The 22833-nt window shown below is 58.8% G+C and carries 19 protein-coding genes and 2 pseudogenes; 9 read left to right on the forward strand and 12 right to left on the reverse strand.

Annotated features, from left to right (window positions below):
* Positions 1 to 50: 50 nt before the first annotated feature.
* The 3 genes from BMW74_RS04455 to BMW74_RS04465 form a co-directional block, all read right to left on the reverse strand.
* Entirely contained in the window at positions 51 to 1214 is a 1164-nt protein-coding gene (locus tag BMW74_RS04455) for a thiolase C-terminal domain-containing protein (protein WP_093414204.1), read from the reverse strand.
* Between the two features lie 162 nt (positions 1215 to 1376).
* Positions 1377 to 4043 (reverse strand): winged helix-turn-helix domain-containing protein, encoded by a 2667-nt coding sequence (locus BMW74_RS04460; RefSeq protein ID WP_093414839.1) that lies wholly within the window; start codon positions 4041 to 4043, stop codon positions 1377 to 1379.
* 259 nt (positions 4044 to 4302) lie between these two features.
* The gene (locus BMW74_RS04465; RefSeq protein WP_093414207.1) at positions 4303 to 5169 is read right to left on the reverse strand and encodes a helix-turn-helix domain-containing protein; all 867 of its coding nucleotides are present in this window, start codon (positions 5167 to 5169) and stop codon (positions 4303 to 4305) included.
* Positions 5170 to 5330: 161 nt separating this feature from the next.
* Between BMW74_RS04465 and BMW74_RS04470 the strand changes: the two genes are divergently transcribed.
* The 9 genes and pseudogenes from BMW74_RS04470 (at position 5331) to BMW74_RS04510 (ending at position 14594) form a co-directional block, all read left to right on the forward strand.
* The gene (locus BMW74_RS04470) at positions 5331 to 6305 is read left to right on the forward strand and encodes an NmrA family NAD(P)-binding protein (protein WP_093414210.1); all 975 of its coding nucleotides are present in this window, start codon (positions 5331 to 5333) and stop codon (positions 6303 to 6305) included.
* 60 nt (positions 6306 to 6365) lie between these two features.
* Positions 6366 to 7646, forward strand: a complete 1281-nt coding sequence (locus tag BMW74_RS04475; protein ID WP_093414213.1) for an acyl-CoA dehydrogenase family protein — start codon at positions 6366 to 6368, stop codon at positions 7644 to 7646.
* A 40-nt stretch (positions 7647 to 7686) separates the two neighbouring features.
* Complete coding sequence (locus BMW74_RS04480) at positions 7687 to 8817, forward strand: saccharopine dehydrogenase family protein (RefSeq protein ID WP_093414216.1); 1131 nt, start codon at positions 7687 to 7689, stop codon at positions 8815 to 8817.
* A gap of 21 nt (positions 8818 to 8838) precedes the next feature.
* Positions 8839 to 10395, forward strand: a complete 1557-nt coding sequence (locus BMW74_RS04485; protein ID WP_093414219.1) for a class I adenylate-forming enzyme family protein — start codon at positions 8839 to 8841, stop codon at positions 10393 to 10395.
* Between the two features lie 172 nt (positions 10396 to 10567).
* The gene (locus BMW74_RS04490; RefSeq protein WP_093414221.1) at positions 10568 to 11806 is read left to right on the forward strand and encodes a thiolase family protein; all 1239 of its coding nucleotides are present in this window, start codon (positions 10568 to 10570) and stop codon (positions 11804 to 11806) included.
* A 59-nt stretch (positions 11807 to 11865) separates the two neighbouring features.
* Complete coding sequence (locus BMW74_RS04495) at positions 11866 to 12660, forward strand: SDR family NAD(P)-dependent oxidoreductase (protein WP_093414224.1); 795 nt, start codon at positions 11866 to 11868, stop codon at positions 12658 to 12660.
* A 64-nt stretch (positions 12661 to 12724) separates the two neighbouring features.
* Entirely contained in the window at positions 12725 to 13102 is a 378-nt protein-coding gene (locus BMW74_RS04500) for a hypothetical protein (protein ID WP_093414226.1), read from the forward strand.
* 525 nt (positions 13103 to 13627) lie between these two features.
* Positions 13628 to 13830, forward strand: a pseudogene (locus BMW74_RS25400) (hypothetical protein).
* A gap of 125 nt (positions 13831 to 13955) precedes the next feature.
* A complete protein-coding gene (locus BMW74_RS04510; RefSeq protein ID WP_093414229.1) occupies positions 13956 to 14594 on the forward strand; it encodes a hypothetical protein in 639 nt (212 codons plus the stop codon).
* A gap of 160 nt (positions 14595 to 14754) precedes the next feature.
* Here BMW74_RS04510 and BMW74_RS04515 read toward each other — a convergent pair whose 3' ends face one another.
* The 9 genes and pseudogenes from BMW74_RS04515 to BMW74_RS04550 all read right to left on the reverse strand — a co-directional run bounded on the left by BMW74_RS04515 (position 14755) and on the right by BMW74_RS04550 (position 22787).
* Complete coding sequence (locus BMW74_RS04515) at positions 14755 to 15012, reverse strand: hypothetical protein (RefSeq protein WP_093414232.1); 258 nt, start codon at positions 15010 to 15012, stop codon at positions 14755 to 14757.
* The gene (locus tag BMW74_RS04520) at positions 15009 to 15383 is read right to left on the reverse strand and encodes a hypothetical protein (protein WP_256562522.1); all 375 of its coding nucleotides are present in this window, start codon (positions 15381 to 15383) and stop codon (positions 15009 to 15011) included. The genes BMW74_RS04515 and BMW74_RS04520 overlap by 4 nt, the downstream gene beginning before the upstream one ends.
* Positions 15380 to 15730, reverse strand: coding sequence for a ubiquitination-like system serine protease family protein (locus tag BMW74_RS04525; RefSeq protein WP_093414234.1), 351 nt, complete (start codon positions 15728 to 15730; stop codon positions 15380 to 15382). Before BMW74_RS04525 ends, BMW74_RS04520 begins: the two co-directional genes overlap by 4 nt.
* Positions 15727 to 16236, reverse strand: coding sequence for a glycoside hydrolase family 24 protein (locus BMW74_RS04530; protein ID WP_093414237.1), 510 nt, complete (start codon positions 16234 to 16236; stop codon positions 15727 to 15729). The genes BMW74_RS04525 and BMW74_RS04530 overlap by 4 nt, the downstream gene beginning before the upstream one ends.
* A gap of 61 nt (positions 16237 to 16297) precedes the next feature.
* Positions 16298 to 17782, reverse strand: a complete 1485-nt coding sequence (locus tag BMW74_RS25670; protein ID WP_371911740.1) for a tail fiber domain-containing protein — start codon at positions 17780 to 17782, stop codon at positions 16298 to 16300.
* A gap of 65 nt (positions 17783 to 17847) precedes the next feature.
* Positions 17848 to 18163 (reverse strand): annotated as a pseudogene (locus BMW74_RS25410) (phage tail protein); the annotation flags it as partial.
* Between the two features lie 63 nt (positions 18164 to 18226).
* Positions 18227 to 18910 (reverse strand): hypothetical protein, encoded by a 684-nt coding sequence (locus BMW74_RS04540; RefSeq protein ID WP_093414243.1) that lies wholly within the window; start codon positions 18908 to 18910, stop codon positions 18227 to 18229.
* Positions 18910 to 19215 carry a hypothetical protein gene (locus BMW74_RS25415; protein WP_093414246.1) on the reverse strand — a complete coding sequence of 102 codons (306 nt, stop codon included), beginning with the start codon at positions 19213 to 19215 and terminating at the stop codon, positions 18910 to 18912. Before BMW74_RS25415 ends, BMW74_RS04540 begins: the two co-directional genes overlap by 1 nt.
* An 8-nt stretch (positions 19216 to 19223) precedes the next feature.
* Entirely contained in the window at positions 19224 to 22787 is a 3564-nt protein-coding gene (locus BMW74_RS04550) for a TipJ family phage tail tip protein (protein WP_093414249.1), read from the reverse strand.
* Positions 22788 to 22833: the final 46 nt, after the last annotated feature.

The following is a 22833-nucleotide window of genomic DNA, read 5'->3' on the forward strand; positions in this document are numbered from 1 at the left end:
TATGGTTTACGAAAAGTCATGGGTTGAATAACGGCGTAGTGAGCCTCCTCTCAGGTGCGCTGCAAAAGGGTGACCGACACCGCCCGGCCCAGGGCGGTGCTATGTTGTAAAGCCGTGCGGGCACCAGCAATTTGCCTGCCCTCGGCCACGCCGCGCAGTTGCCAGACCAACTCGACCAGTTGCGCCAACCCGGTGGCACCCGGGGCGTGACCACGTCCCAGCAAGCCACCCGATGGGCACACCGCATTCATCTGTCCTTTCAGGCGGCGTCCTTGCTGCACGAATCGATCGATCTCGTCTTCCCGGCAAAAGCCCAGCGCGGCGCTATTGACCATGAAGTCGCCGACGCTTTGGTCGTGCAGTTCAACCACGTCAATGTCTTCCGCACCGAGGCCCGCCTGCTGATAGGCCAACTTCGCGACTCGCCGGGTGGTCGCCTGTCCGAGCACATCCAGCACGCAACCTGCTTCCTGCTCTGAAGCGCTGTCACTGCCCCTGACACTGGCCAGCACGGTGACGTCCGCCCGAGCGCCGAAGCGCAGGGCGAAGGCCGGGGTACAGAGCAGGATGGCCGCCGCACCGCAGGCGGGCGGACACAGATAAGGCGGGAGCCAGTCGTCGCGATCAGGCACGCGGTTCAATACGGCGTAGGGATTGCGCCCGGCCTGGGCCCGTGCCTGCTCAAGCACCTGATTGAAGCTGCTTTGAGCAATGCCCATGCGTGTCAATAACCAGCTGGTTTGGGCAGCGAACAGCAGCGCCGGTTGTTGTCGACGCTCGATAAAGCCGACGGGGTTCTCGTCCTGCCTGACCGCTGCCGACTCATCGCGAGCGAGATCTTTCAAACCGAAAAACTCACGGTTGGAAATGCGTGCTGGCATGCACTCGACACCCACCAACAGGACACATTCAACCTGGCCGCACAGCAGGCTATTGCGAGCCAACTGGAAAGCACTACTGGCCGACGCACAGCCATCACCGAGGCTGAAAATCGGCACCCCCGAGTAGCCAATCTGCGACAACATTTGCTCGGCGATACCGGCTTCACCGTGTACGCAGGAAGTAAACACCTGGTCGACCAGGTCATAGTCGATCCGCGCGTCGGCCAGCGCCGCACGAATGGCTTGCCCCGCCAACACTGCATGACTGTCAGAGCCACCCAGCGGTAGAAACGGCACCATTGCTGCACCGGCGATCAGCACTCTTTCAGACATAGACCTGCTCCCACTCGCCGATACGTTGGCGCTTTTGTGAGGTCAGACTATTGCGAAGTCGAAAAGCGTACCCCCCCATTGACTGGGGGGGCGATTGGAAATCGGATATGAGGGGGAGTTGAAGGATGATCCGAACGGATCATCTCGGGTGGTGGCTTGGCATTAGCCCCCAGTCTCGAGAATTCCCAGCATGTATGCACGCGCGACTACATGCTGTCTGGTGCCGGCCTGGAATTTTCCAAACAGGTTTTTCAGGTGCCACTTCACGGTTTCCTCGCCGACATTCAGCGCCAGGGCGATTTGCTTGTTGGACAGGTTGCGAGCCAATAGCTGCAACACCTCACGCTCCTTGGGCGTCAAGAGACGACTCGCGGACACGCTCAATGGGGTGGATTCCGGTCGCGCAACAGGTTCGGGCGTAGAGGTCACCGCAAGCAATGGGACCGTTTCACCCTGGAGCGTCTGCTCCCATTTGATCAGGTCCGGATGGGTGTCCTGCACCACGCGTAACATACCGTTTTCTTGCGCGAGGCTGACAGCCTCCAGCAAATAGTCAGTGCCGCCCTGTCCGGTCGCCCGAAGTGCCAGTGCCCTGAGCAGCTTGATCTGCACGATGTCTCGCCCACGACGCAGGTATTCCGCTGTTTCGCCAACCTTGTCCAGCACCGCCAGCATAGCGTCCCAATCACGTTGGGCCAGTAATGCATAAGCGCTGGCTACCCCGGCCAGCAAAGCCAGCTCCGGACCCAGCAACCCTGCTCGCTCACGGGCAATAACCGGCGTGAAACTCTCCAGCCGTCGCCATAATGCCTGACAGGTATCGCCGCGTCCCTGCAAGGCATGCAGGCGTATTTGTTCTCCCAGGGAGGCAATGCAAAATCGTGGAATATTTCGCTCTTCTCCAAGGGCGAATAACGCCTCAAGCAGATCCTGCCCGCGATGCCCCTGCCCCTGGAGCGAGGCCAGTCGAGCGGCGGCGAGAAAACCCTGCACAATGGCATCGGGGGACGCCAATCGCTCAACGATATCCAGCCTGTTCGCCAGCACCGTAGCGGACTCCTGAATGTCCCCCTGTTCCAGCAACACCGTCGCCAGAGCGCTCGCTAACATGACCGCCACCGGACTGCGCCGACCGATGTCCCGTTCGGCATGCAACAGGCTGTCGTGCAACGCCGTGCGCGCCGACACCATTCGACCCTCGTATAAATAAGCAAGGCCGACCACCCACTCGCCATACCCGCGTACGGCATCAAGGCCAGGACTACCCGCGTAAAGCGCTGCTCGCTGAAAGATTCGCCGGGCTTTCTCCGGTTGTCCCTGCAACAGCGTCAGCCGGGCGATCTGGGTCGCGACAATGGCTTGCACCTTGATTGAGAATGAAGGCAATCGATCGACCCAAGGCATGATGAGTTCATGCGATTGATCCGGATGGTCCGCAAAGTAAGCGGCTGCGGCAGCGATGGCGGCAGCTTCACAACGTGTCGCCTCGTCGGCGGACGGATGCTGTTCAATCGCAGCAATCAATTGTGCCGCTTCTGCCTGACGCTCTCCCATTGCTAATGTCCAGGCCGCCGCCAGGCAGATGCGCGGATGCGACAACACGTCAGCGGGGTCAAGCTCCTCGACCCACTCCAGCACCCGGCTGAACTGCCCTTGCAACATGACTTCGTATAGGCATTTGCCGATCAACGTATAGGCCGGTTGAGGCATGCCGGCCAATAGATATTGCCGGGCGGCCTGCTCCAGGAAACCGTGGTGCTCCAGCCACACAGCGCCGCGCCGGTGATAACCCTGACGCTCCTCCAACGGCAAGTCGGCAAAACGGTCGAGCAGAAACTCCCGCGCCAATGGATGGATCCGCACCCAGTCACTGTCGATACTTTCAACAAAAATCGGTGTCGAGGCACACAATTCCTTCAGCAATTCACCCGAGCGAGCGTTACCCGTCAGCGCCTCACATAACAAGGGCTGGACCATTTCCAACAATGCAATACCGGTCAGAAAGCGAACCTGCTCCTCCCGAAGATGTGCGAGCAAACTGTCGACGAAATAACGCTGGATATCACCCAGACAAGTCGACAATTCTTCGACTGCCGCACTCCGATTCGGGCTCTTCTCCAACGCCGAAATCGCTAATTGCAGGCCAAGCGGCCAGCCTTCGGTTATCTCGTGCAGCCGCACGCAGAGGTCGGCATCGACTCTTGCGCCGAAACGGTCATTGAGGATGGCGACCGCCTCTTCCACATTCAGTCGTAAAGCCGCTGTCATGATCGTCGTGAAAAGCCCTCTTGCCGCGAGGTCCGCCACCTGGAGATTCAACCGTACCCGAGAGGCCATGATGATGCGCAAATTGGCCGGCGCGTTGTGCACCAGGTACGTCAGGGAGTGACGGATCGTCAGTTCGGGCAAGGTATCCGCTTCATCCAGAATCAATACAGTTTCGCTACCCAGATCAGCCACTTCCGCCAACCACTGCGTCAGCCCCTCCTGTTCGTCACGCCCCAGTCCCGCAATAGGCTCGAATGCGCGGGCAAACGACGGCCGACCGCTGCCAATTGTCATGGCAGCTCCCAGCCCCTGGACAAAACGAGCACCATCATCCTGTGCGTCCAGCGTCATCCAGGCCACCACTGCGCCGTGGGACAAACATTCACGGCGCCATTGGGTCAGCAGAAAGGTTTTGCCGAAGCCTGCCGGCGCTTGAACGGCGATCACCACTTTGTCTGTCAGTTCCTGGGTATGGATACCCAGGCGGTTTCGCATCCGTGCTGATTTCTGACTACGCGGCGGTGTCGTTTTGAGGATCAGTTGGGGCTCTATGCTATCCATTTTTTCAGACCCTGGTGGTTGAGAGACGCTGACCCAAGGAGCGTCTGAAGGTCGCTGATCGTGGCCTTTGATGGCAACTTTGAAGCCAGTGATTCTCTGACTCGAGTTCTGCAAGTTCTCGCCAAACACCGCTGGATACAGTTCCAAACGGTCGCACACTACCATGGAATAGTTCGAGGGCTGCCCCCCGGTGCAATCCAACGCAAGCCGCTTGCGTACTTTCGGTGGAGTGCCCTGCTCGCCACGCCAAAGCATCCGTTTAGGGTCGCCCCTGCCTTCCAGTCAGGGCTCTGTATTCGGCCGGTGTACTTGCGTGCGCAACTTTGAACGCTGCAGTCAGGTGGCTCTGAGAGCTGAAGCCACACTCAAGTGCCACATGCAAAATAGGTAGATCGGTCTGCATGAGCAGATCACGTGCATGTTCCAGTCGTACATTCATCACATAGCGATGGGGTGGCATACCCATGGCGCGCTGGAACAGCCGTCGGAAATGAGCCGGGCTGACACCCGCCTGGCCAGCCAGCGTGCTGATCGACAGTTCCTGCCCCAGATGCTCGCGAATGAAGAGCAGTACTGTATGCAGGCGCGCCAGATGAATATGCGGCGGATAAATACCTCTGCTCGCGTCAACTCGCAGTGCACGATACACCTGCTCAAGCATGACCATGGCCAATCGTGCCATGAACCCCTGATCAGCCCCTTTCCCAAGACTTAGCTCATCCATCAATTGCCGGGCCGCTGCGCTCACCAATCCATCACTGAAGGGCAATGGTGCCTGCGCATCAGCGCATATCTCACGCAGTTGCTGAAACACGCCATCAGATCGCTCGGGCAGATAAAAAACTGCGAAATCAATGCTGCCGGAATAGTGCCATTGAGTGGCACAACCTGCAGGCAGCAGCATTGACAAGCGGGGCATCGATGTTGAGCGCAACTCGCCCCCTGCCCCCTCATCCGCCCGCGAGCCACCGAACTGGGTCAGCAGGGCCATGAAGTCAACTGGCGGGACGGATAGATCAGTCGTATGCAGGAAGTAGCGCTCCGCATACAAGGGGATTTCACTGCACACCACGCCGCCCAGCAAGGGCAATCCCAGTGTTTCATGGACCTGTTGCTGCGGATTCATGGGCATCTCGGGATGAGCATATTTTGACAAATATGACCGCTTTTCAGGTGAGTTGTCGATGTCGGGAAGAACAATAATCGGCCAAATATTCCGCCACTCGCCTTAATGCGAGGCAGGCACAACCGCTCGCCCGCATGACTGATCATAGCCAGGAGAACAGCATGAGCAAGAAGACCGTCACCGTATTCGGCGCCACCGGGACTGCCGGCGTCGCCTGTGTCAATGAGCTCATTCGCCAGGGCCTGGTCAATATCAATGTGCTGGCGCGCCGCTCCGGCCAGGTGGAACGCTCATCGTCGGGCATCAGCAAGAGCGAGGCGCAAAAACAGCTGCAGTACGCCGAATGGGCGCGCCAGGGCGTGACCATCAAGGAGGTCGACGTCACCATTGCCGAAGCGCTGGTCCCGGCGCTGCGCGGCACCGACTACCTGGTGTCCTGCGTGCCGCTCTACGCCACCGAATCGCAGATGCCGCTGATTTTTGCCGCCAAGGAAGCCGGGGTCGAACGCTTCGTGCCATCCGAGTACGGCGCGATCTACGAGTTCGAGCAGTTCTGGCAGACCGACACCACGCACCGTTTGATGGCCCGGCAGAAGGCGTTCATCCGGCGCATGATCGAATTGGCTGGCATGGACTACACCATCATTCCGGCCGGTGCCTGGATCGAGTACTACATGCTCGAGCCGGTGATGGTGATGGGTGATCCCGACGCCAAGCTGGCCTGGTCGACCGGCGCGGATGTCGGTCGCATCATTCCGCATGTGTTGGCCCACCCGGCCTCGCGCAATGCGATCTGCCCAGTCGCGGCCACGGCCTGGTGTTCGTGGAACGAGCTGCTGGCCGCGCGCGAACAGGCCGTGGGTCGCCCGATCAAGCGTAATGAGTTGACGTCCGAGCAGTGGCGCGCAGCCTACGCGGCTTCCCCTCCCGGTGCCATCCAGACCTTGCTGGCGATCGGCGTCGCCATGGTCGATACCCCAGCGGGCATGTCGCTGTGCGGCCACTGGAACAAGACCTTCCTCCCCGAGTTCAAGGGGACGCCGCTGCAAGAGCTATTCGTCGACACCGTAGAGCCTTTCGTCGAGGCCACGCGCGCCGCGCTAATCGCCGCCGGCGAACTGCCGGCCGACGCCTGATGCGTCTCGACGCCTAGAGCACAGGCCATAAAAAAACCGAGTGATATGACGAGGCCCATCATGAAACTAAGTAACCGGATCAACCTGCCTGACATTTCAATAACCGGCTTTGAAACACCCCTGAACGAGGTCGAGCGCGGCATCCAGGACAGCGTGCATCGCTTTGCCAAGGACTTCATGCGTCCCCTCGGCCAGGAACTCGACAAAATGACCGCAGAGCAGGCGGTCGCCCCCGGCTCGCCGTACTACAGCATGTTCAGCGAAGCCGCCAAGCTGGGCCTGGATTCCGATCTGCTGGCCGAACTGCCGCCGGAAACGGCTGTACGCGTCGAGTCTATGATCGGCGAGGAAATGGGCTGGGGCGATGCCGGTCTGGCGGTTTCCCTGGGCGTCAGCACTTTCCCGAACGAGATGGCCAAAGCCGTAGGGAACCAGGAGCTGATCGATCTGAGTGCCGGGAAAATCGGCTGCTGGATGATTACCCATCCGGACAAGGGCACTGACGTCAGCGCCTTCGACTTGCAGCGCGACTGGGTGCCGGGGCAGTTGGGCAACAAGGGCAATCTCTTCGCCAAGGTCGGCGAGCACGAGATCGTCATTAATGGCCAGTGCTCGGCCTGGGTGTCCAACGGCGCGGTGGCCCAGGTGGCTCTGGCCTACATGACCGCCGACTATGGCAACGGCTTCTACGATGCCAATGGCTTGCCCTATGGCATCTCTGTAATCGTACCCCTGGACTTGCCCGGTGTCAGCAGGGGCAAGCCGCTGGAGAAGATCGGTCAGCGCGCCCTGCCGCAGGGCGAGGTGTATTTCGACAACGTGCGGATTCCCAAGCGCTTCGCCGTGGCCCTGCAGGACGAGTACTACGGCAACGTCGTTTCGACCTGGTCGTTCGCTGGCACCCACATGGCGCAATGGTTCACTGGCGTGGCACGTTCCGCCTTCGAACTGGCCCTGGCCTACTGTCATGAACGCAAGCAGGGTGGCCAACTGCTGATCAACCACCAGCTTACCCGCTACCGCATCGGCGACATGATGCGTCGTGTCGAGCTTTGCCGGGCTGTCGCCCGCCGCTCCCTGGCCTATGCGCGCCTGTCCCCGCAGGGGCACCCCTGTGCCACGGCTTCCAGCAAGGTCACCGTGACCGAAGAGGCCATGCGCGTGGTCAGCGATGCCATGCAGCTGTTCGGCGGCAACGGCCTGACCCGCGAGTACCCCATGGAGAAATTGTTCCGCGATGCCCGCGCCGCGCTGATCGAGGATGGCGAGAACATGATGCTCACCACCCGCCTTGGCTTCCTTGTACAGGAGCTCTACGAAGACGGCTGGCCCCAGTACTGATCCCAAACCCGACTAACAATAAACTTTGGAGACAATAGAAATGGCTAAGTATCCCGTAGTTGTCTATGGCGCCAGTGGCTACACCGGCATGCTGACCATGGACTGGCTGATCGACCAGAACATCCCCTTCACCGCTGTGGCGCGCAATGCCAAGCGCGCGCAGGAAATGATGGCGCAACGTGTGGTACGCCTGGAGTCCGCGACCTATGAAATCATCGAGGCCGAGCACAACGTCGAATCGCTGAGCGCCGCCTTCAAGGGGGCCAAAGTGGTCTGCAACACCGTTGGCCCCTTCGTCAATTTCGGTCTGACCACCGTCGAGGCCGCGCTCAAGGCCGGCTGCCACCACATAGATACCACCGGCGAGCAAAGCTATGTTCGTCAGGTTCGCGAGCAATTTGGCGAACTCTATCGTCAGGCTGGCTTACTGGTTTCGCCATCGCTGTCCTACATGTTTAGCTTCTCCGAGATCGCCGCCGAACTGGCGCTGGAAACCCCCGGGATCGACGTGCTGGAAACCGCCGCCCTGTGCCGCGGCCCGCGTGATGTCGCCGGGGTCAGCCTGGGCTCGGCGGCCTCGATTTTCGAATTGTTCCACCGGGAGCAGTTCTACCTGTGGGAAAACAAGCTGGTGCAACACCCCGCCACCGCTTCGTTCAACATTGTCGACCCCAACTTCATGCAGCCGGTTTTCTGCCTGCCTTGGGGGGGAACCTCGCTGCCGATTTACTTCGAGCATGATCCGCGCGTGCGCGCCTGCACCTCCGCGGTCGGTTTCTACGACAACAATGTGATGCCGATGGTGCATGGCCTGAGCCAGAAGTGGGAAGCGGAATACAAGCACCTGTCCAAGGAGCAGCAGGACGCGGTGGTGAAGAGCCTGGTAGAGGCCACCACGCCGAGCATGCCGCCTCGCGAACGCACCACCTTGCAACGCAGCGTCGACATCGCTATCGGCCGCGGTCACCTGGCCGCCGTGCGCGCTACCGTGCATGGCGTCACACCCTATATTTCCACCGGTGCCCTACAGGCCGCTGCGGCGATCAGGCTGCTCGACGACGACACCAACAAGGTCGGCTTCGCTTCTGGCTCCAAGGCTTTTGGACACCGCTATCTGCTCGGCTTCCTGGAAGAACGCGGCCTGGCCCGTGCCACCGTTACCAAACTCTGATTACCGGCACAGGAACCACTTATGGCCATCATCGACTTTTACGATCGCGGCTGGGGCATCAACCCTGCCGGGGTCGCCTACATCCAGGGCGAGCGCTCTTACACCTTCAACGAAATCGGCGAGCTCTCGTGTCGCATCGCCAACAAGTTGCTCGCACTGGGCTTGCCGAAGGAAACCAAGGGTGCCGTCTGGTCAGGTAACGACGTCACCGCCTGGGCCTGCACACTAGGTCTATGGCGCGCCAACATGACCTGGATTCCAGTCAACGCGCGCAACTCGAGCGAAGAGAATCACTACATCCTCGACGCATTCGACTGCGAGGTGATGTTCTACCAGAACGACTTCGCGCAAATCATCACCGAGCTACGGCCCAAGCTGCCGAAGATCAAGCACTGGATCTGTATCGATGCCGACGCTGTCGATGCACCTTCGCTGGAGCTATGGAGTGCCGGCCAGCCGGCGAGCCGTCCCGAAGTCGCCTATGACATGGACGACGTGGTGGCAGTCTCACCCACTGGTGGCACTACGGGCACGCCAAAGGGAGTGATGAACACCCACCGCAGCCTGCAGACGTTCATCGCCCACTTCATGCTGACCTGTGCTTATCGCAATGGTGAAAAGCCGGTGAATATGGCCGCCGCACCGATGACCCACACTGCCGGCCTGTTGTCCGTACCCTGCACGGCGCAAGGTGGCACTGTAGTGGTCATTACCAAACCCGATCCGGCATTGATGTTGAACGCCATTGCACAGCGCAGGGTCAGCGAGCTCTTTCTGCCGCCAACGGTGATCTACAGGCTGTTGGAAATTCCCGGTATCGAGAAGCTGGACTTCTCCTCGGTGAAGTACCTGATGTACGGCGCGGCTCCCATGTCGGTAGACAAGCTGAAGAAAGCTATCGAGATTTTCGGCCCGGTCATGACCGGCGGCTATGGTCAGACCGAAGCACCGGCCAGCATCGCCAACTTTCGTCCTGACGAGCATCTGGTGGGTGACCAATTCGCCGACGACGAACGCCTGTCCTCGGTCGGACGCCCTAACCCGCTGGTCCGCGTCGAAGTGATGAGCGACACCCACCAGATCCTGCCGCGCGGTGAAACCGGTGAAATATGCGTGCGCGGCGACCTGATCATGAAGGGTTACTACAAGCAGCCGGAGAAGACCGCCGAGACCATCGTCGACGGTTGGCTGCATACCGGCGACATCGGCCATATCGATGCCGAAGGCTATCTGCACCTCACCGATCGCAAAAAGGACATGATCATTTCCGGCGGCTTCAACGTCTATCCCAGCCAGGTCGAGCAAGTGCTGTGGGGACATCCGGCCGTTCAGGACTGCGCCGTGATTGGCGTGCCCGATGAGAAATGGGGTGAGGCGGTCAAGGCCGTGGTCGAGCTCAACCCAGGCCAGGAAACCACCGAGCAGGAGCTTATCGAGCTGTGCAAAGTCAAGTTGGGGAGCGTGATGGCACCCAAGTCTGTCGACTTCACTACCAGCCTGCCACGTAGTCCGGTGGGTAAGGTGCTGAAGAAAGATCTGCGCCAGCCTTATTGGGAAAAATCAGCTCGGAAGATCTGACGGGAAAAATCGAGGTCGATCTCAACCTCGGTCTGCACGTGGCCGAGATACGCCTGCCTGAACCTGGTAACGACTAGCAACTTCAGTAAGCCGCTGCCCAGGCGCACCCAACGTCAACCACGCCGTGGGGTGCGAACTGGACACTGACCCACTGAATATAAGGAATTTTTCAATGAGCAATATCTATATCGCCGGCATCGCCATGACCGTCTTCGGTCGCCACATCGAACGCAGTCTCGACGACTTGGCACGTGAGGCTTTCCAGGGCGCATTGAAGGACGCCCACTGCACTGCCGCCGATCTCGATATCGCGTTTTATGCCGGCATGACCAATGGCCCATTGCAAGGCCAGCTCTCGATCCCCGGTCAGGTCGTGTTCAGCAAGATCGGTATTCAAGGCATTCCTATCTATAACGTCGAGAATGCGTGCGCCTCGGGTAGCTCAGCCTTCAATTTGGCCGTGCAAAGCCTCAAGGCCGGTACGGCCAGTATCGCGCTGGCGTTGGGTGCGGAAAAGATGAACATCCCGGATAAGCTGAAGGCCCTCTCGCTGTTCGAGGCTGGTTGGGACGTATCTCGCGCCGAAGAGAATTATCAGACGCTGGTGAAAATGGGCGAAGGCGTGGTGCCGCCCGCCGGGTCGGAATCGGACAAGCCTTACAGTAAGTTCATGGCCATCTATGCCGCATTATGCCGCCAGCATATGAAAACTTACGGCACCACGCAGCGGCAGATCGCAGCGGTGTCGGCAAAAAACCACACTCACTCGGTCCATAACTCCTACTCGCAATTTCGCAAAGCCTTCAGCATCGACGAAATCCTTGCCGCCCCTCCGATCACCTACCCGCTCACCCTGCCAATGTGCGCACCGCTGTCGGACGGTGCAGCAGCAGCCATTCTGTGCACCGAGGAAGGACTCGCACGTATCGGTGCCGACAGAAGCCGCTGCATCAAGGTAGCGGCCAGCGTTATCCGTAGCTTCAGCCATCGCCGGCTCGATCAGCCGGAACTGAACGTAGGTCGCCTGGCTGCTAACCAGGCCTATGAACAGGCGGGCCTGGGGCCGCAAGACATGCATGTCGCCGAAGTCCATGACGCCTCGGCGATGGGCGAAATAATTCAGGTCGAAAACCTGAGCCTGGTCCCGTTTGGTCAGGGCGGACCTGCGGCTGAACGTGGCGAATTCACGCTGGGCGGGCGCATCCCGGTCAATACCTCAGGTGGCCTGGAATCGAAAGGCCATCCACTCGGCGCTACCGGGATCGGCCAGCTCTACGAACTTGTGACGCAACTGCGCGGGGAGGCTGGCACACGCCAGGTACATGGCGCACGCCATGCAATCCAGGAGAACGGCGGCGGTTTGCAGGGTATTGAGGAGGCAGCAGTCGCGATCCACATTCTCAGCAAATAGTTGTTGTCAGCCAAAAACTTGTAGTGGCGAAACCAATTAAAACAAGAAGGATAAAAAACATGTTCCAAAACAAAGTAGTCGTCATCACCGGCGCAGGATCAGGCATTGGTCGAGAGTTGGCTATCCAGATGGTGGAAGCTGGCGCGCACGTCGCGCTGTCGGACATCAACCAGGTTGGTCTCGACAAAACCATGAAGCTATTGCCTGACGCCAGCAAAGCGAAAGGTTATCTCCTGGACGTATCGTCCTGGGACGCCTTCCAGGCCCATGCCGACGAGGTAAAGCGAGATTTTGGCACGGCGCACTTCGTCATCAATAACGCAGGTGCCGCAGTCATCGGGACAGTTGCCAACACCTCCATCGATGAGTACGAGTGGCAACTCGGTATCAACCTGTGGGGCGTGCTGTACGGCACCAAAGCGTTCCTGCCGATGATGCAAGCCCAGCGAGAAGGCTGCATCGTCAACATTTCCAGCGTATTTGGCCTGGTGGGTTTCCCGATGCAAAGCGCTTACAACATGTCGAAGTTCGCCGTACGTGGTCTGACCGAAGCATTATGGTCTGAACTCGATGGTAGCGGTGTACGCGCTGTATGTGTGCACCCCGGAGGAATTCGAACCAATATTGAAAAGGCCGGACGACGTTGTAAAGCCGCCGGTAAAACAGAAGAAAGGTTCACGGCTCTGGCAGAAAAAATGCTACTGACGCCAGCGGCGGATTGTGCCGGCGACATCATCAAGGGGCTCCGCAACGGAACCAAACGCATTATCACAGGGAACAAGTCGAGTACCTTGTTCTGGATAAGCAGGCTATTTCCGAATAGTTATCCGGTATTACTCAAGCTGCTTGGCTGAGACCCAAAAAATACAAGATGTCTCTGTGTGATGCGAGACATCACCTCCTCCCAGGAACAATCCCATGACCGACAGTTATACCCGCAAGCTTTTTATTTCCGCCGCTTGTTTCAACGTACTCGCGGGTCTTCCATTACTCATTGCTCTGCGACCCGTAGCTGCACTGTTGGGGCTGCAAATTACCCCTACCTCAACCCTCTTCATTCAACTCACCACGTGCCTGGTTATCATATTCGGCTGGGCCTATTGGATGATCGCTCGCGATCCGCTGCAGTATCGTCCCTATATCCTGCTCGGGGTAATCCTGAAAGTACTCTTTGTTGTGGTGGTTTACGGTCACTGGCTGGCGGGCAGCATACCCTGGCCATTGCCAGTAGTGGCATCGGGTGACATCGTCTATGCATTACTGTTCTGGCGTTATTTCCAGCGTGCTGAGCGTTGAACAGCGTAGTGAAAAGAACACACCGATAAGCAAGTGACCGAAAAGCAGCTTCCTTTTGTGGAGGTAGCTGCGAGACCTGCCCCGTGATCCACATCGACGCCATCTGGCTGGTCACCGTGCCGTTGAATATGCGATCCGGAACCGAGAAAGCTTTCGCCCATCTCCTCCGAAAGAGGTGAGGATTCCACCGAGAGCCAGTCGTTTTGTAGGAGTAAAAACGACAAAAAATAAAAAGGGGTCGCGAGATAAAATCTCGCAACCCCTTGAATTATATGGTCGGGACGGAGTGATTCGAACACTCGACCCCTAGCACCCCATGCTGGGGACTGAACTACGCTAACCTATTGATTTAAATAGAATAACTAACTTATTGGCTCCAGCAAAAATAGCGCTTTTTTGTGCTTATGCAAACGGTAATCCGTGGCCTGTAGCCGAGGTTTTGCGCACACCCTTCCCAGGCGTTCTGCCGAAAGAACATCACTCCCAATCCCCCTGCTACGCTGAAAACTCCACGGAGGATTCGCGATGCCAAATTCAGACCTGCTCCCTTCCCTGCTGTTCAAGATCAACGAGAACCAGCTCGCCCTCGAGGCCGCCATCATGGAGCTATCGAACTGGGTGGAGGCTCGGCAGGCGTCGCCGAGAACGTCCGCGGCGCCTTGGATACCATCGACAAGAACGAGGAGTTCATCAAGCTGACACTCGCGGTGCTCATGACGCCGGAGTGAAATCACCTGCACCTCGTTACCCGAGTGATTGCTTTAGTGGAAATAGAAAGCTTGTCAGATTGACCGAGCATCGGAACCAACTAAGCTAACTTGTAAGCCCAGACACATGTAATGGGAAGAAGTGCATGTCGAGTAAAGACGATAGGGATAACCGCTCTAACCAGCTAAATCCAAATAACTCAGCTTACGCGAGCTCGCGCGGCACCCAATCATCATCTTACGACGATGACGATTCATGCGCGCCTCCGCGCGCCCCCGATTACCTCTACATCACGCAGCGGCCAATCATCCGCAAGACCGGGCAGTATGGGGTTGGAGTGGTGAACCAGCAGGGTCACGCAAGATTCTTCACTTTCACACTGGAGGCGAGCCGGGAATGTTTCTTCCACGGTACCGAGCAGGCGGTGGTCACAGACCTAGAGATCTATTTTGAGGATTTCACCAACCATCTTCGCTGGATGTTCTATCAGCATTTCAAAGGCTATCCAGCCCTGTTCTGCCTGTTTGACGGAACGACAAGTTGCCTTCCTTGGCACGTACCGCTAGACCTTCAAAACCCCGGCCAGATGTGCGGACTTCTAGCAACCTGCAGCAAGGATGTCCGAAATGATGCTGACCCAGAGAAAGTTATCGAGAGTCTGCGGACGGTGCTTCGGCCACCTTTCGAGGACTGGGGATCGTTCAGAGTAGAAGACCGTAATGTGTCAACCTTGAAATTTACCTATGAGGAGCGATGCAAGACTGCAATCATGGGTAACCCGTGAGGAAAATTTCGCCGGTTTGTACCCCATGCGCGCAGGAACACAGTAAACCCTTGGTACATGGTTGATTTCATTGGCGCTCGCTGCAATCGAATGGCTATAGATCAACATAAGGTCACGCACAGTCACGCAAAAGTCACGCAGCCCATTCCAGGCCCGCGCCCTACCGACACGCACCAACCGCCGCGACCAATTCCCGCTCGTACCCGATTCGCTGCCGACGCTCAGCCAGCAGCGCCCGCACCTTCAACTCCAACGGATCGGCCTTCTTCACGCTGGCCGCTGCCCAAGGTGGCACCGTCACCTCCTGCGTCCTGCAGGGCACCAGCACCGGCACCTCCACCCGCACAGTGCGTACCTCGGGCTCCTGAGTCACGCATCCCGCCAGCAGCACCACCAACCCCATCAGCAGCAACCTCATAACCCCAACTCCTGATCAATGATCGATGACGCGGCCAGGGCCGGGTCTCCGCTAGTTCGCTCCTGCAGCAGTCGATTGGCTGCGGTGTAGTCTGGCCGGGCCTCTTCCTTGGCCTGGGTCTGCGCCAAAGCTGCGTTTCGCTCCCGCAGATCGCCGGCCCGCACCAACTCGCCAAGCTTCCTGCCCTGCTCACCCGCCAGCGCCTCCAGGTTGTTGCGTGCGGACTTGATGTTGGCCAGGTCAGTGTTCGCGGCGTCGAGCAGCGGCCGGTAATGCCCAGCAGCCAGCCACACGCCACCCGCGGCGCCCATTGCCAGCAGCAGGACAACCACCAACCCTACGCCCGCCATCTTCCAGCCAGCGGCGCTCACAGGTAATCCTCGCTTAATCCTGGCAGGCCAACCGTCTGGCCCGCCAGTGCATGCGTACAGTCGCCTAGGAACTGGATGCGGCCGTCGGTCACGAATGAGTGACAGACCTTCTTCACATCCTTGGAGGCATCATCAAATTCGCCAGGGTTGTCGCTCGGTTCGCTCCACGTCACCAGCACAGAAGGCGTAAACGTCGGCTTATCGACATCGCCATTCCAGCCCCAGCGCGGCCCCGGGCCTGAGCCATGCGAAATGCCATGGACCATGTCGCAGCCAGGGCAGTTGAAGAACAGTCGATCCTCTTCGCACTTGGCCAGCACACGGGACAACCTGCGAAAGGCCGTCACGACAACACCCCGCCCGCCAGGCGGTATTGCTTGAGCAAGTCCTCGAGTCGGCGCTCCCGCTGGCCGTAGTTCGCCCCGGGCAGGCTGGCCCAGATGTTCGCGCACTTGCGAATAGCAGTCTCGATCCGGCCGGCATGAACGTCGGGTAGCGCCCGGCACTCGCGCACATGCTGCAGGGCCAGCAGGTCCTGGCTGATCGGGCTGAAGTCCAGCAGCTTGAGCAAAGCCTTGTAGTGCGGCCAGTCCCTGAGCATCTGCTGGTACCGGCCCGAGGCGTTCGAGGTCAGGCCCTTGCTGTTGATCACCTTGGACTTGCGGCCCTTGGCGAAGGGGTGGTCGGTGAAGTCCTTGAACACCTCCGGCTTGTTGTCGATGCCAGTGACGATCACGTCGTAGCCGTCCATGGCCGTGGCTGGGGAGGTGCTGGTGCCTTCGGCCCAGGCCAGCATGTCGATGAAGGCCAGCGCGTTGCGGGTGCCCGCGCGGGCCTCTGAAAGTCTTGCCATTACTTTTCTCCAGGCAAAAATAAACCCGCTCGATGGCGGGTGATGTGCTGCTCTGATTGATCTATTTGCCGGCTGACTTCAGCTCTTCTATTTCGGCCTTGAGGGTTTTGATCGCGGATACCAGGTACGGAATCAGCCCGGTGTAGTTTACTTTCCAGGCATCTTTCGCGTCGTCAGGGTTGGCAGGCGTAACCAGTAAAGGTGCTATTTCGAAGAGTTCCTGAGCAATAACGCCAACTTCATGGTGTGGGTACTCCTCAGAATCAAAGGAGTCTCTACGGTCATACTCTACGGGGCGAACCCTCAAGATCCTCTCAAGACCGTCAACGATCTCGATGTCGTTTGTTTTTAGGCGTCTATCAGAGTTTTGGTTAACGGCACCGGGGACATTGAGCACGCCGGCATAGGTGTAAGTCATTGTCGGGCCGGTGGTAGTGTTGCCCGTGTCGATTGATCGCCAGCTAAACCCGCCAGTCCCCCCTCCCTTGTTGCACACAAACGCCCCTTCCCCGGTGAGGCCGCCAGCGGCGGTATTCCAGAGCAGGTGCATTCCTTGTGCAGCCAAGTTTGGTCGAGTCCCGCCAACCTTTACGGATACAAAGTCTGGATTGTAAAAGCCACCAGCAGCGGGCATCGCGCCTAAATTGGCCAGTGCGCCGCTTGCCGTGCTGGATCCCGTACCACCCTGAGAAACACTGAGCGGCGTGGTGAGCCCTGCAAGACTGGTGATATTGCTGTTAGCGCCCGACGTAGCCAGGCCAGGTTGAGGCTGAAGCTTCTCTACACGAATGTTGCCGACGTAAAGATTGGTTGTGACGCCGGAGGGCGCTAATAAGCGAACCCAAATACTGTAAATATCAGCCGGTACGGTGAAGGTGAAGCTGTACGGGGTCCATGCGCCATTGGCGTCTACTGTCGGCCCTGCAATGTTGAGGTTGGTGACGTTCGTGTTCGCTTGGTAGCAGTGAGCAATAGCCCCAATTCGCCTGCCGCCAACAACACCATCCGCGAACCCGTCAAAACTTACGGTGTATGTTTCACCGGGCCGTACGGCGATAGCACCTGCATTGTCCAGCGAGGTAACTCCAGCCGCCCGCTTGGGGTCCAGGTACACCTGCGAGTATTGGTTGTTTGTGTTGGTGAAGGTGATCTTGTGCAGAACCTTGCTTGGCGCTAATGAAGGCGCGCCCGAACTATATCGATCCACAACCGAAACTACCTGCCCCCCAAATGCCCCAGTACCCAACGCACCGTTAGGGTCAACCACCAGGTTGTCGGTTTCCGTACTGCCGGCCGCGGGGGTTGTCCAAGGAGTCCAGGTAACCCCGAGATCTGGGGATGTTCTCGTCCACAGATTACTAATCGCTGCAGTGGCTGGTACGTACATTTGGAGGACGTAATTCGCGTAAGACTTCCACACCAGTAGCTGCCCTTGGCCAGCGGCCGGCTTATTCAGGTCGGGAGCTCCCATCCGGTACGCCCCAGGAATGGTTGCTGTATTGGCGTCTCCGACAGCCGAGCACTGGGCCCCTGCCGGAAGGGCCATGCCGAAGTCCCCAACTTTCAGAAGTCTTCCGAGTGTTGCATCCGTTATTGAGGTCGTGACTGTCGCTGTAGAGGCGGTGCCCAGCGCTGCCAGCGTTGCTCCGAACTGGTTGACTAGTGCGCGCAGTGCGTCGGCTGAATCCTTGACGTAGCCCTGCATCGGAGCCAGCGCATAGATCCCTGCTGCTGTAGTAGCGCCCTGGTAGTTCGGCGCGATGGACAGGGCGGTATTACTGGCAATGTTGGTGATCTCGTACCAGCCTCCGTCGGGCCCACGGAAGGCATCCCCTACCCGGCTGTTGGCAATAAACGCAGTACCTGCACCGGTCACCGCATTGGAATTTTGGACGACAGAAACCGTCCCGGCTTTGTACCAGGGCATGGCTATTCCTTTATTTGGTCGATAAAAAACCCGCACTTGGCGGGCTGGGTTTGTTGTACCTAGCTAGACTGCAAGCTTGCCGAACATCGCTGGCAACCAAAAGGCATACGGGTTAGAGAACCCGTTAGTTACTGCATACAAAACCTTATTCGGGAAGTCCCACCACGTGTACAGCGTTCGACCGAGGTTGTCAGCATTGTTCATCCTCATGGAAAATGAGTTAGCCATCAAATACTCGTTCTCAGGAAAATCAAAAGGCACTGTGTAGTAATTGACATATGACCCCTGATCGCCCTGAGTTGACTTTACATAGGTCCAATTCTGAAACGCTCTTGTGAATAAGAAGCTAGGTGTTCCAGAGTCAAATATAGTGGCTCCCGCACTTGAAAATAGCCTAAGTCCATACTGCGCTATAGGCTGAGCACCAAATGTTGCGACCACATATCTCCCATTTGGACGAAATCCCACCTGATCGAATGCACCAGTAATAAACCCCGTCCAGTTTCCCGGACTGCCTTGTGGAACCCCCGCAGCGCCAAGTTTAAGAAGGCCCGCCACAGTGTCTGGCCTTATGAAAATCAGCGGCTGTTCAATACTTGTTATAGGAGCTGGGAAAGTAATAATAGAGCGATAGCCCGTCCCGTCGTTTGGTGCGTAGCGCCCACTGTAGACTACGCACAACCTTGCATACTCCGAATCCAAAACAACAACGTTGTCATTATTCGAAAAGCTTAAACCAAAGCTCATTATTTAAACCTCACAACAAATAGCCTCATAGTCCCAACAGAGACCGAGCTGGCATCGAACGTGCGCGTGTAGTTGTAGACTCGCGCCACGCCATCGAGCATCTCAGTTTCAAATTGACGATCGGATGCTGTCACAGGCGAGGAAGGGACAACGAACGCCGTTGCGTTACTGGCGTTGCAGCCTGGCACAGCGAAATCCTGATAGCCCTTCGCTCCGTTAAATGTTACCGACACGGACAAAACTAGCCTGACCGTAAACGAGTTTTCATCAAGTTGAAGCGCACCATCACCGCCCCAGATCCGCATCCCATGACTCATGCGTCGAGATCCCCCAACTGCACCCGTTTGATGTTGTTCTGATCGTAGACCTTGATCGCCCGATTGGTCATTGTCAGTCGCCCGCCACCGGGAGCCGGACCGTTGAACTCCAGGTTGCCGGCCTTATCCAGGCGCCAACCCTGAACGCCGGCAATGTAGTTATCGGACTGCAGGTACTGCCCGATCTTCAGCATCGAGATGCTGCCGTCCTGGATGAATGCCGAGTTCATGAATACTTGGCCGCCCTGTACCGCGAATGGCGAAGCCAGGCTTCCATTAATCCCATTCACAACCGCAAACCGATCAGCGCTCACCAGGAACTGGCTTTGAAACACTCCGCCAACGTTCTCGATTCCAAGGCCAATGCCCGCGGTGACGTACTGCCCCTGGGCGTTGACCTGCATCTTCACCGACCACATCGCCGAGGCCTTGCCGTCCAGATCGGCGACGACCTTGCTGGTCTCCTGAATTGCCGCCGAGTTATCGCCAACCTTGGCGTTGAGCTGGGTGATCTTCACTGCTGTGGCTGAATCGTTGGTGGCCACCACCTGTGACAACTCGGTGATGTTCGCTGCGTTCACACCCAACTTGGCATCGAGGGTGGACTGGCGCTGGGCGAAGGCCTCGCCCTCGGAAGCTCGCACCTTCGACTCTTCCGCGATTGCGGCAGTGCTGCCCCAGTCCTTCAACGCGCCAGCCAGATCACCTTCCCCGTCGTCTTCGCGCCATGAAGCCCGCAGCGCATCGAATGCCGTTGCCTGGGCGGTGACCACCCCGTCGATCTCGGTGATGTTGGCGGTGTTGGTCGCCACCTGCTGCGCCAGGCCATTGGCGGTCTGCACCGTCTTGCCAACGTCGAGCCAGTAAGCCGGGTTCGGCGGCGGCGTGTTGATGGGCACCTCTTGTGTAGCCTGGTAGATGCGCCCATCCCCAACAACCATTTGATCTGCCTGATACACCTCGTCAGGCTTATAGGCGGAAAGCCCATCGAGTGCGTCGAGCTGGTCTTGTAGCCCCGGGATCTTATCGATCTCGTCGAGCAGGTCCTTGCCCAGCTCGGTGCGTCCAATCTCCCCGGCGATCATGTCGAGGATCGGCCCAGCATCTGCACTGGCCTGCCCCATGACACCAACCCCGGCCGGGTACCACGGCCCGATGTTGCCGGTGCGGTCGACCAGCCGCGCCCAGAAGAAGAACTGCGCGCCGGCTTTCAAGCTCTGCAGGTTGTAGTCGCTTTGCGGGTAGGACAGGTCGGCCAGCTTGGTCGCCGTCTCAATACTGGTGGCCTGGCTGTACCAGATCTCCGTGCGCTGGGTGTCCTCGGCGCCAGCGGGGAAGCCCCACTTGAGGCCGATGCCGAACAGCAGGCTTTCGGCGGTCAGGAACGAAACGGCAGGGGGTAGGCCCTGCTTCCCAGTGAGTTCGGTCAGCACCGAGTCACGCCAGATCGACGAGATGTCGAAGGCACTCACTGCTCGAACCCGAGCCAGATAGGCCCCGGCGTAGATCCCCACCACGTCAACGCTGGTCGTGCCGATACGCTGCAGCTTGATCCAGTTGCCACTGTCCTTGCGCCACTCGACGTCATAGGCGACTGCGCCAACCACCGCCGGCCAAGTGATGCTCATGGTTGCGACTGCAATGCCCTGGGAGACAACCGAGTTTGCAGTCAGGGTGACGCTGGCCGGCGCCGGAACAACCGTGATCGGAATCACGCTGATCGGCCGATCTTCCAGACGAGCACCGGTGTCGATGTGGGCGAACTTGCTCGGGTCGTACTGCACGGCCGAGATCTCGAACACGCCAGGCTCTGGGCGTGAAACGCTGGTGACCCGGTACAGCGGAATAGCCAAGTCAGGCGCATCCAGCGCCCACACCAGTTGCGGCTCAGGCGTTGCCGAGTAAACGGTCGTCACAGTCACCTTGCGGCCGCTGACCGACTGCACCGTGCGACCCTCACACTTGCCGTTTGGCAGGTTGAGGATCAGCCGGTCACCGGCCTTGGCCTGGGTGTCTCGGTCCAGGGTGATGACCTTGCCGCTCACTGCCGAGATACGGCCGCCGATAGCGCGGCCGGCGAGCAACTCATCAGCCACCGGAATGACGTAGCCCGGCAGCGGGATGCGTCCGTCCAGCCCCACCTTGAAGGTGATGCCGCGGTCCTTGGCATTGGTCAGCAGCGCCCACTTGCCACGGCGCTGCGCTTCCGACTCTCGAGTGCAACCAATGGCACTGATCTCCAGCGGGTTGTCGCCGTAGCGACGCTGGAGCTTGGCATCGGTCGCCGCGGTGACGTCGGTGTCGTAGTTGTTCGCCGGGTTGTCGTAGCTGATCAGAGCACGGCTGTAGCGGGTGCGTTCCGATGAGCTGGAATAGGTGAACTTGCCATCGATCACGTTTGCCCGGGTGTAAGCGAAGTCGAAGTCGGTCGCGCGCGGCATATCCGACAACGTGAATACCTGGCCCTGGGCCCAGTAGGTCATGCCCCGGTAAATCGCCGAGATGTCGCGCAGCAGCGACCAGGCATCGGCCTTGCCCTGCAGGTTCAGGTTGCAGATGAAGCGCGGCTCCTGGCCACCTTTACCGTCTGGCACCAACTGGTCGCAGTACTGGGCGATCCGGTACAGCTCCCACTTATCGACCTGCCATGGCTTGATGCGGCGGCCGAGGCCGAAACGATCGTTGACGGTGATGCCATAGGTGACCCAGGCAGGATTGTCGGTCCACGCCTGCTTGAAGGTGCCGTCCCAGATGCCGTTGTAGGTGCGGCTGTCTGGATCGTAGTTGCTCGGCACCTGCCACTTACGCGCGCGGCAATCGACCGTCACGGCCGGAATGTTGCGGAACTGCTCAGCCGAGAACTCGATGTAGAGCAGCGCGGTGTTCGGGTATCGCAGCTTCGCGTCTATCACCTCGGTGAAGCCTGCGATCTGCATGGTGTCGGCGATTTTGTTGTTGTTCTTGTTGGGCGTGATGCGAGTGACGCGAAGCAGCCAGCCGCTCGATGCCGGCGGCAGATCGATACGGCGCGTACGCTCGTAGGTGCTGGTCGTCTTGCCGTCCACAGCCTCGCTCAACACTGGCTGATAGCCGCCGCCATCGGTGGCCACCTCAACCTTGTACTCGATCCGATAGCCATTGATGTTGCCATTAGAACTGACCGACTGCAGCGCGGGCCAGGCGAAGCGCAGGCGCACGGCCGACAGTTCGGTATTGCTGATGGCTCGGACCCACGGCGTGTCGCTGCGCAGCTCAATACCCAGCGTGGTCTCGTTCTCCACCGAAGGGATGCCCTGGATGTAGCCCTGCTCCACCGAGCCGCTGCGGAACTCCCACTTCACGTTCGGGAAGTTCATGTTGCCCTGGGGGTCTTGTAGGGGCGTGTTGTCGAGGTAGATGTCCTGTGCGGTCGGGTTACCCGCGAACTCGCCCTCGCCCATCGCAATCAGCATCTTGGCCACGGCTATCGAGCGCAGGCTGTCCGGTGCCTCAGTCGGGGTCTTGGGTTTGTCGGATCCGCCCTTGGCGCCGCTGATGTCGAGCTGTGGTGCTGCGCCCATGCTTTCCTCCAGGCAGTAAAAAGCCGCCTCATGGGCGGCTGCAGTG

Origin of the sequence: Pseudomonas sp. ok272, assembly GCF_900109995.1 — a bacterium.
GTDB lineage: Bacteria > Pseudomonadota > Gammaproteobacteria > Pseudomonadales > Pseudomonadaceae > Aquipseudomonas.